Annotated in this window: 15 protein-coding genes; 3 read left to right on the top strand and 12 right to left on the bottom strand. The window is 43.8% G+C overall.

Annotation, left to right across the window (positions count from 1 at the left end; translation table 11 throughout):
* Positions 1 to 18: 18 nt before the first annotated feature.
* From ACFQ21_RS12215 to ACFQ21_RS12200, 4 genes are read right to left on the bottom strand one after another with little or no spacing between them, the layout of a single operon-like run.
* The gene (locus ACFQ21_RS12215) at positions 19 to 336 is read right to left on the bottom strand and encodes a hypothetical protein (RefSeq protein ID WP_377579373.1); all 318 of its coding nucleotides are present in this window, start codon (positions 334 to 336) and stop codon (positions 19 to 21) included.
* Entirely contained in the window at positions 317 to 748 is a 432-nt protein-coding gene (locus ACFQ21_RS12210; protein WP_377579371.1) for a VOC family protein, read from the bottom strand. The genes ACFQ21_RS12215 and ACFQ21_RS12210 overlap by 20 nt, the downstream gene beginning before the upstream one ends.
* A 19-nt stretch (positions 749 to 767) precedes the next feature.
* A complete protein-coding gene (locus ACFQ21_RS12205) occupies positions 768 to 1217 on the bottom strand; it encodes a transcriptional regulator (RefSeq protein ID WP_377579369.1) in 450 nt (149 codons plus the stop codon).
* A gap of 30 nt (positions 1218 to 1247) precedes the next feature.
* Positions 1248 to 2348 carry an adenylate/guanylate cyclase domain-containing protein gene (locus ACFQ21_RS12200; RefSeq protein WP_377579367.1) on the bottom strand — a complete coding sequence of 367 codons (1101 nt, stop codon included), beginning with the start codon at positions 2346 to 2348 and terminating at the stop codon, positions 1248 to 1250.
* A gap of 211 nt (positions 2349 to 2559) precedes the next feature.
* Here ACFQ21_RS12200 and ACFQ21_RS12195 point away from each other — a divergent pair, with 211 nt between their 5' ends.
* On the top strand, positions 2560 to 3543 hold the full coding sequence (locus tag ACFQ21_RS12195) for a GlxA family transcriptional regulator (protein WP_377579365.1): 984 nt from the start codon (positions 2560 to 2562) through the stop codon (positions 3541 to 3543).
* Between the two features lie 91 nt (positions 3544 to 3634).
* Here the strand turns inward: ACFQ21_RS12195 and ACFQ21_RS12190 are convergent, their stop codons facing one another.
* The 5 genes from ACFQ21_RS12190 to ACFQ21_RS12170 form a co-directional block, all read right to left on the bottom strand.
* Complete coding sequence (locus ACFQ21_RS12190) at positions 3635 to 4144, bottom strand: SRPBCC family protein (protein WP_377579363.1); 510 nt, start codon at positions 4142 to 4144, stop codon at positions 3635 to 3637.
* A 95-nt stretch (positions 4145 to 4239) separates the two neighbouring features.
* Positions 4240 to 4716: an SRPBCC family protein gene (locus ACFQ21_RS12185; protein WP_377579361.1), complete on the bottom strand. Its 477-nt coding sequence runs from the start codon at positions 4714 to 4716 to the stop codon at positions 4240 to 4242.
* 31 nt (positions 4717 to 4747) lie between these two features.
* The gene (locus ACFQ21_RS12180) at positions 4748 to 5272 is read right to left on the bottom strand and encodes an SRPBCC family protein (RefSeq protein WP_377579359.1); all 525 of its coding nucleotides are present in this window, start codon (positions 5270 to 5272) and stop codon (positions 4748 to 4750) included.
* Positions 5250 to 5594: an ArsR/SmtB family transcription factor gene (locus ACFQ21_RS12175; protein ID WP_377579357.1), complete on the bottom strand. Its 345-nt coding sequence runs from the start codon at positions 5592 to 5594 to the stop codon at positions 5250 to 5252. Before ACFQ21_RS12175 ends, ACFQ21_RS12180 begins: the two co-directional genes overlap by 23 nt.
* A 250-nt stretch (positions 5595 to 5844) precedes the next feature.
* The gene (locus tag ACFQ21_RS12170) at positions 5845 to 7425 is read right to left on the bottom strand and encodes a tetratricopeptide repeat protein (protein ID WP_377579355.1); all 1581 of its coding nucleotides are present in this window, start codon (positions 7423 to 7425) and stop codon (positions 5845 to 5847) included.
* A 638-nt stretch (positions 7426 to 8063) separates the two neighbouring features.
* Here ACFQ21_RS12170 and ACFQ21_RS12165 point away from each other — a divergent pair.
* Entirely contained in the window at positions 8064 to 10547 is a 2484-nt protein-coding gene (locus ACFQ21_RS12165) for a GAF domain-containing protein (RefSeq protein WP_377579353.1), read from the top strand.
* Between the two features lie 20 nt (positions 10548 to 10567).
* On the opposite strand, the gene ACFQ21_RS12160 is transcribed toward ACFQ21_RS12165, so the two are convergent.
* From ACFQ21_RS12160 to ACFQ21_RS12150, 3 genes are read right to left on the bottom strand one after another with little or no spacing between them, the layout of a single operon-like run.
* On the bottom strand, positions 10568 to 11344 hold the full coding sequence (locus ACFQ21_RS12160) for a TSUP family transporter (RefSeq protein ID WP_377579351.1): 777 nt from the start codon (positions 11342 to 11344) through the stop codon (positions 10568 to 10570).
* A 43-nt stretch (positions 11345 to 11387) separates the two neighbouring features.
* A complete protein-coding gene (locus tag ACFQ21_RS12155) occupies positions 11388 to 12737 on the bottom strand; it encodes a sensor histidine kinase (protein WP_377579349.1) in 1350 nt (449 codons plus the stop codon).
* A 2-nt stretch (positions 12738 to 12739) separates the two neighbouring features.
* Positions 12740 to 14101 carry a sigma-54-dependent transcriptional regulator gene (locus ACFQ21_RS12150; protein WP_377579347.1) on the bottom strand — a complete coding sequence of 454 codons (1362 nt, stop codon included), beginning with the start codon at positions 14099 to 14101 and terminating at the stop codon, positions 12740 to 12742.
* Positions 14102 to 14250: 149 nt separating this feature from the next.
* On the opposite strand from ACFQ21_RS12150, the gene ACFQ21_RS12145 reads away from it, so the two are divergent.
* Complete coding sequence (locus ACFQ21_RS12145; protein ID WP_377579345.1) at positions 14251 to 16659, top strand: ABC transporter permease; 2409 nt, start codon at positions 14251 to 14253, stop codon at positions 16657 to 16659.
* The last annotated feature ends 7 nt before the right edge of the window (positions 16660 to 16666 follow it).

Genomic DNA, 16666 nt, shown 5'->3' with positions numbered 1-16666 from the left:
GTTTGAGAGTGATTTATATCAGTGAAAGCTCATCTGGTGAATTGGTATACCGATCGTAGTATCATCCGGAAGAATTTCAGCTATAAATCCCCGATCATATAGCAGATCAATGAGTACATGTGCCTGAACAAAACCCGAGGTTGATTTTACCCTCAGAATTTTATCACAATCTTCCAGATCAAAATTAGCATTGTAGCCGTCAAAGGTTTTATGAATGCAGTCTATCAGCATCGCTGCATGATGCGGGTCTTTTACGTTGGTTTTAAAAACTTCTACCATGCTATATATGTTTGCTGATTCTGAAATATAGTACCGGTTATCTTCTCGGATTTTCATCGTAGTTCACCATCCACTGCACTCCGAATTTGTCAGTGAACATGCCGAAGTACGCACCCCATGGCGCTTTGTCAAACGGTACGGCTATTTGTCCTCCGGCAGAAAGACCGTTAAACAAATGTTTTGCTTCCTTTTCATCATCCGGACTGATCGCTACGGAAAAATTAGTGCCAAAGGTTACTGTGTGCCCTGCTGATTCTAGCGCATCGGTTGCCATCAGTATATTTCCTTTGCCAATGGGTAGTGCAACGTGCATAACTTTGTTTTGATCCGCAGCCGGTACATTGGCTGTTTCGGGCATGTCTTTAAAACGTTGCAACACCAGAAACTCTCCTCCAAATACAGATTTGTAAAAGTTAAAGGCTTCTTCCGTGTTTCCATTGAAGTTGAGGTAAGGATTAATGCTTGCCATGGTTGAAAATATTTAGGGTTTATGAATTGTTAACAATCGTATTGATAGCTTGGTTTTCGGGTACACGTATGCGCACCATGCAGCGTACTTCCTTGTCATTTATATACCACTCTACGCACGGAAATGTTTTGTCTAGCCATGGCGTTGTGAGCAGCCGGTTGAACGAATCTTCGATCAAATTAGAATCCTGCATGAATTTATGTATTGTCTCCGCGAAATAATCTCCTTTGGTAATGATGAAAGTTTCGCAATTATACTTTTTTGCTTCGCCGGTATATTCTTCTTCGGCTGCGGCTTTGTATACGATTTTGCCGTCAGTGTCCATATAGGAAATCCCAAAGAAGGTTCGCTTGCCGATGGACGGATGTTTGCTCTCCAAGGTCCGGAAGGCTTCCAGTATACCATCCGGAAACGACCTGGCTGTAACGCACATGATGCTGATATCTTTTTCCAATCTATAGTGTTCCATAAAGATCGATGTATAGTTTGTTGTCGTTATTTAGCTGGCCAGTGCCAGCGGTTTGAATGAGCTTAACAATACTTCTTTTTCTTTGCCTCTTAGCTTAATAGCACCGAGTGGCATGGGTGTATAGTTACTGGTGAGACTAAGATTTGATATCAGATCAGAGGAAGCAATGATCTCAGCATTGAATTCTTTACACATACTGAGAATGCGTGATGTCGTGTTCAATACATCTCCCGAATAGGTTATATCTCTTTTTATGATACCAACTTCACCGGCTACAACTTTACCACAGTGTATACCTGCTTTGAACGAAGGCACAAGTCCGTAGCGCTTCATATACTTTTCACGTTTCTGTTCGATATGCAGTTTAATATCGAAGAAGCATTGTACACAACGGTTGCTTTCAACACCGTCATCATATTTCCACGCAACGATTACTTCGTCTCCTACATATTGATAAATCTCTCCTTTATTGGCCAGCACCGGGTTGGTTATATCAGCAAAGAAATCTTTTAACAGTTCATGATATTTTTCATCGCCCAGTTGCTCTGCCATAGTAGTAGAAGAATTCAGATCGAGAAACATAAAGATGCGGTTCTCTTCTTTAGGGGTATTGTATTTTCCGCGGATAATGTTCCCGAAGGTGCCCTGACCAAATTTACTGCTGATCTGAAACAACAATTGTGTAATGGCTACTACAATAAACCATACCATGGTGTTCTTAAGACGTGAACTGTCGAATAGGAAATTTCTGAATGCTTCCTGCGTGATAGGATCGGAGAGTGGTCTTCCGGTTTTTAGCGGAACAGAAACAGACCCGAGTACAAGCATAATGATAAGTATGATGATGAGGAATGAGACACTCACTGCCATGATTGTATATCCGTAGGATTTATCCTGGTATTTTTCATTTACAAAGAAAACCATGAAGCTTCCGCCCAGTGCTGCACCGATGAGAGCAGAGCCAAGGTTGAAAACCAGCGAGAGAACAAAAGAATAGTCTGCTGACGGGCCGAGTGAATTGTTGGTTAGTAAAACCAGGTGATCGTATACGGTAATGAGTACTCCGACCACGAGCCACGCGCAGGTGATGACGCCAAGCTGTCTGAATTTAAGTCGTGTTCTTGGGTTCATAACTTTAAAGATTTTGTTAAAACAATAGTTCAATTCTCTGCTGCTCGTCTTCCCACTCCCGCTTAACTACTGTACAAAAGTAGCATGTGCAAAGGAAGTAGCGGGGGTGTAAATACGGCAATAAAAAGGGTTGACTGCGACATTATCTTCTGCTAGTTTTGGGTAGCTGAAACGGTATTTTCAGAAGATTACTTTCTAAAATATTAAACCCATGAAACACATTTCTATTCTTGTTCCGAAAGGTGCTGCCGCCTTAAGTTGTATTGAAGGTGCGTTTACCTGTTTTACCAAGGCGAATGATTTTCTGGAGAGTATGGGAAGACCTCGGTTGTTCAATGTACAACTGGTGGGTATAGATAAGGATGCACAGGTATATGACCGCTTGTTTAAAGTATCGCCAGATGTATTGGTAAACGATGTGAATAAGACAGACCTGATTATTATACCGGCTGTAAATGGTGATATGAATACAGTGATCGCTGCGAATGCAGAATTTTTTCCGTGGATTGTGAAACAGCATAGTAGAGGTGCCGAGATAGCGAGCCTTTGCGTAGGTGCGTTTTTACTGGCGGCTACGGGCCTTGTAGATGGCAAGCGCGTTGCAACGCACTGGCTATCCGTCAATGAATTCAGAAGAATGTTCCCATCTATAGAACTGGTTTCGGACAAAATTATAACAGACGAGCAAGGCATTTATTCCAGCGGTGGTGCAAACTCGTTCTGGAACTTGCTGCTTTATATATTGGAGAAATATACCGATCGCGAACTGTCCATATTGGCAGCTAAATATTTTGCCATTGAAATAGATCGAAGTAGTCAGTCGGCATTCATTATGTTCAGGGGACAAAAAGATCACCAGGATGAATCGGTAAAGAAAGCGCAGGAGTTTATTGAACAGAATTTCCAGGAGAGAATTACAGTCGATCAACTGTCCGATATGTTTGCTGTAGGCAGAAGAAGTCTTGAGCGCAGATTCAAAAAAGCTACTTGCAATACCGTATCGGAATATATACAGCGTGTCAAGATAGAAGCTGCGAAAAAGAGTTTTGAAACCAGCCGCAAAAATATCAACGAGATCATGAGCGATGTCGGGTACTCGGATACAAAAGCTTTCCGTACCATCTTCAAGCGCGCTACCGGGCTATCACCTTTGGAATACAGAAATAAGTATAATAAAGAAGGCGCGTTTGCTTAACGATCTTTGATAAGCTATATACATGAAAGGCGTAACTTCTTGTTACGCCTTTTGTTTTTTTATGGGACAGTATTGCTATATATTGCGTATACTACTGAACATACTTGAGCTCTTCTTCAAGATTATCCAGCATTTGTAACCAGCTCGGATATGCACCGGTACGTTTGGCCACAGATTCCAGAGCTGTCTGGTGTAATGTTACTTTCGTACTGCCATCGTGCTCTTCGAATGTTATGGTGACAACAGTTTCCGCAGGCCATTCCGGATCCATGCCGGCATCTGCCGGACTCACAAGATTGCCTTGTTCATCAGCAACTGCCATGGTATATACCAGTCGCTTGGGTTCAGCAACTTCCAGAAATATACCTTTGCACCAGCAGTCGTGATGTTGCGTACTACGAATGCACGTGTGAAAGGCGCCACCTTCTCTTGCATCGAACGAAGCAATGTGAAGTGTGCAGCCAACCGGTGCATACCAGCGCACCAGGTGTTTAGGATCGGTAAAAGCTTTGAATACAAGTTCACGAGGAGCATTCAATACGCGCGTGATAACGACCTGGCGCTTTGCCGTATCGTTGATGGATTCATTAATTTGTACCATGGTGTATTGGGTTGTCGGATCGGTGAATCCGGTGTTTTAGTTTATGTAATGACGAGTAAAATATAGTTGTACGGATGTTATTACTCCGATATGTACTACATCGTAGGTAAATATGCTTCGAGACGATCCAGAGTCTGATTGCCTCCCTCTACAGCGCCAAACTTCTTCGCTTCTGCCAATGCAGCGGCTGATTTTAAAACCATACGCATTGTAAGTTTTGTGTTTTTGCCCTGATCTTCGAAAGTTACCGTAACATGGAACGAATTCGGATCATTGTCATCATCAGAGCCGTGCGTGTAGACCAACCGTTCGGCTTTTATCACTTCTTCAAAAACAACCTTGTTCGGATAATCGGTGCCGTCTGGTCCGTGCATCATAAAGCGCCACACGCCTCCGGGTTTTACTTTCATTTCATATATTGTATTGGTAAAACCTTTTGGTCCCCACCACTGTGCTATATGTTTGGGGTTCGTCCATGCTTCATATACGAGATCACGCGGTGCATCGAGTATACGCGTCATTAGCAGTTCGCGGTCTGAAGTGTCTTGTTTGGTTTCAATTTTAGCAGTCATAAGATTTTGGGTTGTGTATAGTATATATAGATTACATCGTTTGGGCCAGGTAGGTTTCCAGGACATCGAATGTACCACCGTAGCCCTGCTCCATAGAGGAGAATCCTTTTAGAAATATAGCGTGCTCTTCTTCTGTAGCACGCAGAGGATAAGCACGCAGCGTCAGTAGTGTCTTGTCTCCTTGGTCAATCAGGTTGATCTGATTATATATTTCAGACGGCCAGGGCTCGTCAAACGGAGGAGCTGTTATATTACCTTCTTCATCCGAGAATGAATTGATGAACGATATTTTTTCAGGTGCAATAATTTCATTGTATGTAAATCGTCCCCACATATCGTTTTTGCGATCAGGAGATTGCATACAATAATGAAATATACCTCCAGGTCGGAATTCCAGTTTCTTTACAACAACCTTGAACCCAACCGGGCCCCACCAGTGTGCGAGGTGCTTTGCTTCTGAAAACACATTGAACACAAGTTCACGCGGTGCATGCAGTGTACGCTCCAAAGTAAAGTCGCGTGCCTCAGTCACGTTAGCGAGTTTTTTTTCTGCCATGTTTTTTTTTATTTGATTGTAATTCTTTCAGATAATCTTCCAGGTTATCCAGGCGTTTGGTCCATACTTCACGGTATTGCTCAACCCAGTCTGATACTTCACTTAGCCGATCCAGTCGCGCCTCGCAAAAACGTTCGCGGCCTTGTTGTTGAATCACTACCAGGCCACACTCGCTGAGTATTTTAAGATGCTTGTAAATGGCGGTGCGGCTCACATCAAAATTGGAGGCAACGGAATTTACGTTCAATGATTTGTGTGCAATCATATTCAGTATCTCCCTGCGCGTAGGGTCTGCTATTCCTTGAAATACGTCTCGTCTCATAATGCAACCTTTTGGTTTCACAAAGATATATGAAACCTTTTGGTTTCTAAAAGCGATTTTAAAAAAAATATTTACGGGAATGAAAAATGCAGCACGCGACCTGCAAACGCAGTTTATGCGATTATGCGTGTTGATACAGTTATGGTGAAAAAAGCAATGATCGCTTCGTTACAGCAACAGATGTGTGGCAACTTAAATGCGACCGTTATAGGCGAATACCAAACTGTATATAGATACAGGCTGAAAGAAGTTACGAAGCCGCCTTCAAATAGGTAATCTTGTTAATGAAATCTTCCAGCGTTTCTTTTTCGGGCAGGTCAAATTTCTTTCGGAGGCGGTAACGCGATTTCTTTATACTCTCCGGAGATATACCCAGCATGGATGCAGATTCTTTCAGCGACAGCTTTAGTTTTATAAGTGCAGATAACCGAAGCTCGGCAACCGTAATATCCGGGTAATGGTAACGAAGCTTGGCGAAGAAACGTGGATACACTTCTTCAAACGCCTTCTTGAAATTCTCCCAGTCTTCATCGGTAAGAATGGCTGCATGAAGGATCTTGTTGTATTTATCAATCTCGGTATCTTCTTCAGCAGATTTCTGTTTGAGCGTTTCTATATCCTGGTTGATCTTATCGATCATTTCGGATTTCTCGCGGAGATTTTGTGTATAAAAATCGAGCAATTGTCTTTTTGCTTCCAGCCGCTTCTTCATGATCATGTGTTGCCGGTTGTACACCAGTGCACCAATCACCAGCAGTGCGAGGCACGCTGCTATAAATGAATTTCTGCGAATGATCTTAACACGCATTTCATGATTCAATGCTTTGATCTCAAGTTCCTTTTTGTCAAGCTCATAATTCGCTTTCACTTTTTCAATATTGCTCAGGTTCTCCGAACTTTTAAGACTGTCGTTAAGCGCTACATATAGGGATTGGAACTCATAAGCCTTCGGATAGTTTTTAGCAGCGGCATATACTTTCGAAAGCTGCAAGTAGCTGTCGGCTACATTTCGTTTCGAGTCGATCTTCTTGCCGATTTCAAGGGCACGCTCCGCATGGGACACTGCCTGGCCGGGATTATTCCTGACCAGGTATAGATCGCTGAGAGCAGTATATATACCCGACTGCAGGTTGATGCTTCCGGTTTCAATGGCAAGTTGCAAAGCTCGTTGCTGATATTTGAAAGACTCATCATAACGCTGACTGCGGAAATAGATCTCACCCATCGCATTGAGTATATTACTCACGGCCGACTTATCCTTTGTCTCTTCATTTATAGCCAGCGACCGCTGATAATATTGCAACGCAAGAGAATCATTCTTTTCGGTTTCATATACATCTGCAATGTTTCCGAGTGCACGTGCAATGCCGCTTTTATAGCCTTGATCGGTCCACGATGATAGCGCTTTGTTAAAGTGAAGTAAGGCAGACTTTGTATCGTCTTGCGAAAGATAAATAACGCCAACGTTGTTGTTGCACACCGCGACCTGGCGGTTATCCGGTATAGCCTCGAAGATAGCGAGAGCCTTCAGCAAAAATTCAATGGCACGGGGTTCATTGCCTAAACGGTGATAGTAATACCCCATATAGACGTACCCTTTTCCTTCACCCTTTTTGAAGTCAATTTTTTGAGAAAGGTCAATGGTTTCGGTCGCTACTTCCTGTACCCGCTTGGTATCGCTATACGAAAGCACTCCGCACAGCTTGAGAAGTGTGTTAACACGGGTTGTATCCTCCGGAAGAGTTTTTAATAAATTGTCAAGACTGTCAATTTTAGAAGAATGGGTTTGTGCCGTTGTATAGGAATTTAGTCCCAGAAGAAAGATAGCCATACAGGCCACTATTTTTAATTTTCGGAATTCCGAAAATGTATTTCGCGAAACGGACAGGAGTATATCCATTATCTGGTTGATTGGGTTCTTTATATGTGCAAAGTAAGGCTTAATTCATGAATGGTCTACCCAATTGTCCACTTCTACCACGCTCATGTTAGTTTTTGCGCGAGTTTGTATAAATTTTCAACAGTGCTTGCGATGTCCAGGTAACACGCATCAAAGCCAGATGAGCCCGTTCTGATAGACAGTATATACCGTTGATCCGGATATTTTCGTAAATGACCACCAATCTGTCTTGGTATTTTTTTATGGATTATCCGAAAGTTGTATTGCTTGCACTCTAAACCCGATTGGTCAAACAAGTCCCGCTGTACAGCATCCGTTCCCCGGAGAATATAGATTACAGCCAGTGTTCAGCGCTTTACCTTTCCTGAAGTATACCGGTGAGTACCGATGTGTCGTGATGAGGCAGTCCTATATACACAACCTTTTGCGAAAAGGAGCAAGAGGAATGTAAACAACAATTACCGCATATAAAGTGATGGTAATGGATGTACGGAAATGGCTGAAAAGCCTGTCTCCATCGCTTAATACAAGCAGATATACAACAACCGGTAACCGATTATCATTTTGCAATGAAGTATATACAAGGGCTTACTATAAACGAGAAGTATAGACTGATCATTCTGTCAGTTATACTATGCGCGGCAATTCTGGGATTGTCGGCATGGAAAATTGTTAACTCTTTTAACGAGCAGCGGCAAGCAACCGAGCAAATCCAGGAACTTGAGGCCCGCCTGTTGCGCATCAGGAACAATGTGTTGCGTGGCGAGCTCCTGCAAATGTTTATAGCCGATCGCGTAACTCAACAGGAGTATATTAAAGATGCTGATGAAACCATCCAGGAGCGTATAAAAACGCTGACAGATGAGCGTAAACTGGTCAACACGCGTGAGCTTCCTGAAAATATAGCGAAGCCGTACGCAGAATTCAGTCGGAGCATTGACGCCTATCTTGCCTTTGTCGAAAAGAATCTGAACGATGTGCAGACCGTGTCTGTCCATGATTCGGCACGATATGCGAACGTACGTAATGCTTTGCTCATCGACCTTAATCGCGAATTTACTCCGCTTCGCGAAAACGCGACAAAGGTGGTGAAGGAAACGCAGGACTATAAAAACAAAATCATACAGGATTTCGACCAGCAACGGCAGATCATGTTGTGGCTGTTCGGATCGATCGCCCTTGTAGTATTGATCGTTATCATTGTATTTATATATATCGTGAGCCGGTCCATCATCGTATCAATCGCACAGACGCGATCTATACTCGAGCGATTGTCGGAAGGTGAACTGCCTTCAATTGAGCATCAGCCCGGTAAAAACGAGCTTGCTGCCATGCAGAATGCGCTATATATATTTACCCGGCAGATGCGTAGTCTCATGGACTTTGCCGGTAACGTTGCGAAGAATAATTTTGAAATGCAGGCTACCATGTTCGATGGTAAAGGTGCTATAGCGCAGGCACTGATCGACATGCGTGATAATCTCCGGTATACGTCTGAACAGGAGCACGAGCGGAAATGGCTGACGCAGGGAATTGCCGAGTTCGGTAACATTGTAAGACGTCACAGCGATCAGCATAAACTATACGACCAGGCGCTGAGCTTCATCATCAAATATACGTCCGCGAGTCTTGGGACTTTGTTCGTGTCTGATGATCGTGATGCAATTGATGCAACGCAGCGCACACTGCAGCGTGTAGCAGTATATGCCTACAGTCGAAAGAAATACATCAATGGTACCATTCGTGCAGGTGAAGGTTTGGCGGGACAGGCATTTCTGGAACGTGCCGTCATTACGATGAACGAAGTGCCGGACGATTATCTGAAAATTGAATCCGGATTGGGGCAAGCACAACCTGCTTTCATTGTGGTATCGCCACTTATATTGGATGGTGAGCCCTACGGTGTACTCGAACTGGCATCCTTTAAAGAAATTGAGAAGTATAAAATAAATTTTATAGTCAGTATCAGTCAGGAGCTGGCATCGGTTATTAAAATAGCGCAGGCGAATGCACGCACGCATTATCTGTTGGAGGAAACAAAGCAGAAAGAAGAAAAGCTGCGCGCCAACGAAGATGCGATGCAACAAGCTATTGAAGAATTGCATGCTGCGCGACAAGCAGAAGCAACACGTGCGGAAGAACTCGAGCGTAGCAACAAGCAACTGGAAACGCAGAAGCTGCTGATGGAAAAGACGTTGTCGGAAATCAGAACGAAAGAGCAGGAGCTCAAAGTCAAAGATCAGTCGTTAATGGATACGCGCATGGCGAACCTGCATGCACAGGCATCACAATTATCTGTTTCTATAAAGACATTGATCGATGTAGCCCTGGATGCTTCGCGAACCTGTGCCCATGTATTTACAGTATTTGCTGAAGCACCGCGGCTTTTTGTAGATGCGCGAACGCAGGCCAACCTTATGCTGCAGAGTATACTAAAAAATAATCCGTCATTTCTGGCTACGTATACTCTTTGGGAACCCAACCAATTTGACGGAAAGGACACGCAATATATAGGGAACCCGGGGCATGATGCCACAGGCAGATTTATACCATATTGGACAATACGTGGAAATGATTTTTGCCTCGAACCGCTGCTGAATTATACACAGGATGGCGCGGGTGATTATTTTATTCTCCCACAGCGAACACGGCAGGAAGCCGTGATTGATCCCTATATATACCAGGTGCAAGGTAAAGATACCTGGATTCTCTCAGCTGTTGCTCCCGTTATGGTGGGTGATGATTTCAAAGGTATCTGCGGAGTTGATTTCGCTGTGGACAGCATTATGGATATGATCGATACGCTGAAGTGGATTGAGACAGGCATTACCGTAGCGCTCATTGCTCACAATAAAACCATTGTGAGGATCTCCGATAACAGCATTGCTACCGGGCAGTCATGCCACGCGTTTATTCCGGAGGATAGATTGTCGAAGGAATGGAATAAGCCTTTTGAAGTAATCTGGGATAATTGTACGTACCTGCTGGAACCTGTACAGTTCGGCAACACACAAACTCCGTGGCTTGTTTGCGTACGAACTCAGCAAATGTAAGCGATATATTAGATAACGATTTACAATATACCCGATGCCAGCGCCAATGAGAGTATAATCAACATAGCGGTAACAATTACCTGGATTACGTTCAGCGTTATTTTCTTTAGCAACCGGTTTCCGATGTAAGCGCCCAGAAACGCAGCGGCCGTGGCGACTATAACAAGACCGATTACATCCTGTAATCCGGTTTTTAAAAAGCGGGTAGTATATATACCAAGTCGCGATAAATCTACCAGGCAGGCTATAACAATTCCTGTTGCAATGAATGCTTCCTTGTCAAGTCCGCTCCGAATCAGGAAGGCGCTGCGTAATGCTCCCTGGTTGCCAGACAGCCCTCCAAAGAAACCACTCAATATACCACCGGCAACAAGCTTGTCTCTATCGAACTGAATTTTTTTGAAGTATGGTATGGATTCTACCAATGCAAAGAATATAAGCAGTGCTGCAACAACCAATTTTACCGGTGTAATGGAATGTATTGTCTCGTTTAAGATATAGGTATGGATAGCCGGCAGATCGTTAATGAATACCAATAGGTACGCACCTGCTATGGCGGCAATGAAGGCAGGTATGCCAAACCGCATCACCACCTGTTTATCTGCTTTCATGCCGATAAGGGATAGCTTGAACAGGTTGTTCAGAAAGTGGACAACACCGGTTAATGCAATGGCGAGATCGATTGGGAAGAATATAGCAAAGACAGGTGTAAGAATTGTGCCCAACCCAAACCCGGTAAAGAAGGTGAGCAACGATGTAATGAACGCAGCTATACAAATGACGATGACTTCATGCATGGGTGTCGACTGGTATAAGTATGAGGATATAGAGCAACATCATTTACCACTCCAATGTAAATATACTGCCTTTCTCTGGCAGGTGTACCTGTATCGTGCCTCCATGCAGTTTCATGATTTGCCGCGAAAGACTAAGACCGATACCTGAGCCTTTCGATTTCGTGGTAAAGAATGGAACAAATATTCGTGGTAACACTTCCGGATCTATACCAGAGCCATTATCTGTCACCGCTATCGATACACGATTATTTTTTTTGCGTATATCGATGCTGATGATGCCGGTGCCGTCATGCTCAACCGCTTCCAGTGCATTCTTTACCAGGTTGATCAGTACTTGTTCTATCAATGCTATGTCGGTCTTTGCTTCCACAGCAATAGCCGGACTTTTAATGACGAGCTGAACGTTTGACGCTTGCAGGTCAGGTGCAAGTAATACAGCAACACGATTAACAATATCGGTAACATTTACAGATTCAAATTGAGCATGAATTGGCTTCGCGTATGTTTTATAGGTCTTCACAAAGTTCATCAGTCCTTTGCTGCGCGAGCCGATTGTAGCGAGACTGCTGAATATATCATCGATGTGATCATCACTCAATGTGCTCAAATCTTTTCGTGTGCCGTCCGGGTGCTTGAGTATAGATTCCACGGCAGCCGTTAATGACGCTATAGGTGTAACGCTGTTCATGATCTCATGTGTGAGCACGCGCATTAACTGGTGCCACGCTTCAATCTCTTTTTCTTCAAGTTCCTGGTTCAGGTTTTGCAAGAGTATAATGCGGACAGGTTTACCTTGCAAAACGATCTCCTTCGCCTGTACGCTTAGCTGGTATGGATCTTCCCCTATAAATACCTGCACAACTTTTCGCTGCTCCGGTTGAATCTGTTTTATAGCATGGTATAATTCGGTATCGATATCCTTGAAATGACTAAGAGTGACAAGCGAAGGATGATTCAATAAATTTTTCGCTGCGGAATTCATCATCATTAATTTTTCTGCGGCATCAAAACTCAGAATAGCAACGCTGATATTTTCATTGAGGGTCTGAAGGTATTGGTAATGTAATTCTTTTTCGAGATTGAGTTTGCTGAACTCGGTAACAATATCATTCAGGGCGCCACTCAATTGTTCATATTGCTTGCCGCGATTGCCAGAAGTATAGGATTCTGTAAAGGCTCCCTGTCGTATAGAAAGCAGAAAATGCGTGAGATCTTTATTTGATTTATCGATATACCGGATCAGGCTGACAACACTTACCAGTAGCAACACAATGACTGTTGATAGCGCAAAGAACATCGGGCGCTCTACAATAATAAATGCCAGTGCAAGCGATAATGCTACGATGCACAAAACGCGAATGATAATGTTGAGCCGGAAATTCTTATAGATCATAGTTACTTGTCAAGTCCGTATTTCTCCATCTTCCGGTATAGCGTAGTGCGGCCTACACCAAGTTCTTTCGCTACCTTGCTTAAATTGCCGTTATACTTTTGAATCGCGGCCTGTATCGTTTTGCGTTCTATTTCATCGAGATTAAAAGCTTCTGTGTTTCCGGCAACCAGCGTGGTTGATGAGAGCATGAAATCACGCTTCTGTAACGTTGTCTCATCACTCAGGATAACGGCCCGCTCTACAGCATGCTGTAATTCACGAATGTTACCCGGCCATGTATACTTTTGTAAGTACCGTATGGCATCCTGCGAAATGCTCTTTTCTTCTTTGTGATATTGCCCGGTATATATCTTGATAAAATGATCAACAAGCATCGGTATATCTTCTGTGCGATCACGCAACGGAGGCAGTGTGATAACAATGGTATTTAGTCGGTATAGAAGATCTTCGCGAAATTGTCCGGATCGAACGGCTTGTTGAAGGTCAAGATTGGTTGCACAGATCAGTCGCACATCAACTGGTATAGATCGGTTGCTTCCTAACGGAGTTACTTCGCGATTCTGCAATGCCGCGAGTAGTTTCACCTGCAATGATACCGGTATATTTCCAATTTCATCAAGGAAAAGCGTTCCGCGATTGGCGCCTTCCATTCGCCCGATACGATCCTCACGCGCATCGGTAAAGGCTCCTTTCTTATAGCCGAACAGCTCTGACTCAAACAGTGTGGCCGGCAAAGCACCTGCATCAACTTTTACAAAAGCTTCATCCTTCCGCTGCGAACGCTGGTGAATGAGACTTGCGATCAACTCCTTACCAGTTCCGTTTTCTCCCAATAGCAAAACGTTGGCATCGGTGCCCGTTACTTTATCAACAGTTGCTATAACCTGTTTGAAAGCCGGAGATATACCTATAATTTCTGTTTCCCGGGAGCGCGATGACGCAGATGTCTTCGGTGAGGAATTTTCTTTTTTATCCACGGCACGTCTATACGCAGACTGCACGGTGGCTTCGAGCTTTTCATTTTCCCACGGCTTTACAACAAAATCGGCAGCGCCCTGTTTCATGGCGTCAACAGCCAATTGTATATCGCCATACGCGGTGATCATAATCACTTGTTGATGCGGATTCTTTGCCAGGATCTGGTTAAGCCAGAACAATCCCTCATGACCCGAAAGCCTGCCGACAGCATAATTCATGTCCAGCAGAATTACATCGTAGCGATTCTGCTGAAGCAATGTAGTAAGGCGCTGCGGATTGCTCTCTGTCTCAACAGATTCATATTGCTGTCGCAATACCACGCGTGCAGCAGTGAGTATATCGGCATCATCATCTACAATCAATATCTTTGCGCGTGTCTTCGGCATGTCGCAATAAAAATATATGTTTCATTGTGATACACAAAAGTGTTTCACAATGAAACAGTACCTGACACGGGCTGGAATTTAAGATGTTCGTGTTCAATCATTTAATAAAATGGTATATCGTTTGGCCTTGAGACAGTAAATTTATCTGTATGCTTCAGAACTACCTCAAGATCGGCTTTCGAAACCTGGCGAAGAATAAACTCTTCTCTTTAATCAACATCAGCGGCATGGCCATCAGCATTGCCTCATTCCTGGTTATTGCATTGTTTGTGTATGATGAACTGCAATTCGACAAACACGTGCAGGATGTAAACCGCAAGTATCGTGTCTACAATGAACATTTTACCGATGATGGTCGCGTGATGAGAGGCGCCATGATTCCACCTCCGATCGGACCTACGCTCATGGATGAATATCCGGAAGTGGAAGCGTATGCACGGTTCATGAATTTTAATTCTCCTGTATTGTTTGAAGCGGGCGATCTGAAGTATACCGAAGACAAGGGTGGTTGTGCCGATCCTGCGATGCTCGATATGTTCAGTCTCAAACTCATTGAGGGTGATATGGAGACTGCGCTGCACGATGTAAAAGAAATAGCGATTAGCCAGACGCTGGCAAAAAAATACTTTGGTGATAAACCAGCCGTAGGTGAAACGCTGCAGGTGTTTAACGAGAACTATAAAGTGACAGCTGTGTTTGAGGATTTCCCGGAGCACTCACATTTGCAGCTCAACTATTTTCTTTCCATGCAAGAACTGCTTACTACTATTCCGGAGCGTATGCGTGGCTGGGGATGGAGTCAGTTTCATACCTATATCAAATTAAAAGAAGGGACCAATGCAGTACAGTTCGATGCCAAGTTGAAAGATTTTGCAGCGCGCAACGCCTGGCCTACTACAAAAGATCATGGCAGCTATTATATACCGCACATTATGCCGATGTCCCAAGTACATTTGCATGCTTCTGACCAGAAGTGGGATATAGCAGTGCGCGGCAATGCACAGACTATCTATATACTTTCTGCAACTGCTGTTTTTATCCTGATTATTGCCATTCTTAATTTCATAAATCTTTCTACGGCCCGAGCTGTGAATCGCGTAAAGGAAGTAGGCGTTCGGAAAGTAGTAGGTGCCTTTCGTTCGCAGCTTATATACCAGTTCATCAGCGAGTCGGTTGTAATTGCCGGTATAGCTTTATTGATTGGCGGACTGATGACTGAGCTGGTGCTGCCGGCATTGAATAATTTTACCGGGAAAAGTATACCTACGGGTATATTTCTCAATCCATTGCTCGTTATTGTATTGCTGGTGGCCACTGCGTTGGTTGGTGTGGCGGCAGGTGCTTATCCGGCTTTTTATATATCCGGATACAAGCCGGCACAGATACTGTCCAATAAAAAATCCGGACGGTCTGGTAAAACCGTGCTGCGTAAAAGTCTTGTGGTGCTGCAGTTCATTCTTTCATTCCTGCTCATCATCGCTTCGTTTGTTGTATCGGAACAACATACCTATATGCGTACCAAGGACATGGGCTTTGATAAGGACAATGTTATAATTGTAAGCCTGCGCGGGAATATGCAAACCAATCTGGAGGCAGCGAAGAATGTGTTTGCCAACCATCCGAATATACTCGGTGCTACCTTGCAATACGGATTGCCGGGTGAAGCGTTTGCCGGTGACGGTATACGCGATCGCGTAACGAAAAAAGATCTGTCGCTTTCCATGTTGCTGGTTGATCATGACTATATAAAGACACTCGGACTTACGTTGGTTGCCGGACGCGATTTCTCAAAAGATTTTCCTTCTGATGCAGACGATGCATTTATTGTAAGCGAAGCTGCTGCCAAAATGTTGGGACACACCAATCCGAAAGATGCGCTGGAACATGAGGTTGAATGGAACCGTTGGGACAATCCCGATTCTTTGAAGAAAGGTAAAATTATAGGTGTTGTAAAAGATTTTCATTTGAACAGTCTGCGCGAGAGTATATCTCCCGTTGTGCTGCATATTTATCCGAAGGGATACTCTTCGATGGCGTTTGGCATCAGGTCGGAAGATATACCGGCTACTCTTGCGCACCTTGAAGCAACGTGGAAAAAATTTAATACGGAATGGCCGTTTGAGTATCACTTTCTCGATGAAAATTTTGATAAATTATATAAAGACGAGGAAAAGCTCGCTACGCTGTTTACCTTTTTTACAAGCTTCGCGATTTTTGTTGCCTGCCTCGGTCTTTTCGGGCTGGTGGTATATAGTACATCGCAACGATATAAAGAGATCAGCATCCGTAAAGTACTCGGTGCCGATGATGCCAACCTCGTTTTCGGATTGTCAAAAAGTTATTTACTCCTGATCGTGATTGCCTTTGTTATTGCTATACCGGTAAGTTACTATGCAGCAGAACAGTGGCTGCAGAAATTTCCGTATCGCATCGAGGTAACGTATTTACTCTTTGTAAAAGCAGCTTTACTGATCATGGCAATATCATTATTAACTGTGGGCATTCAATCGTTCAAAGCTGCACGAACCAACCCGGTAAATGCCCTGAAGGAACAGTAAAGAAATT

The sequence above is a fragment of the Ohtaekwangia kribbensis genome, from assembly GCF_042676245.1.
Lineage (GTDB): Bacteria > Bacteroidota > Bacteroidia > Cytophagales > Cyclobacteriaceae > Ohtaekwangia > Ohtaekwangia kribbensis.
This window is presented reverse-complemented; position numbering and strand designations above follow the sequence as displayed.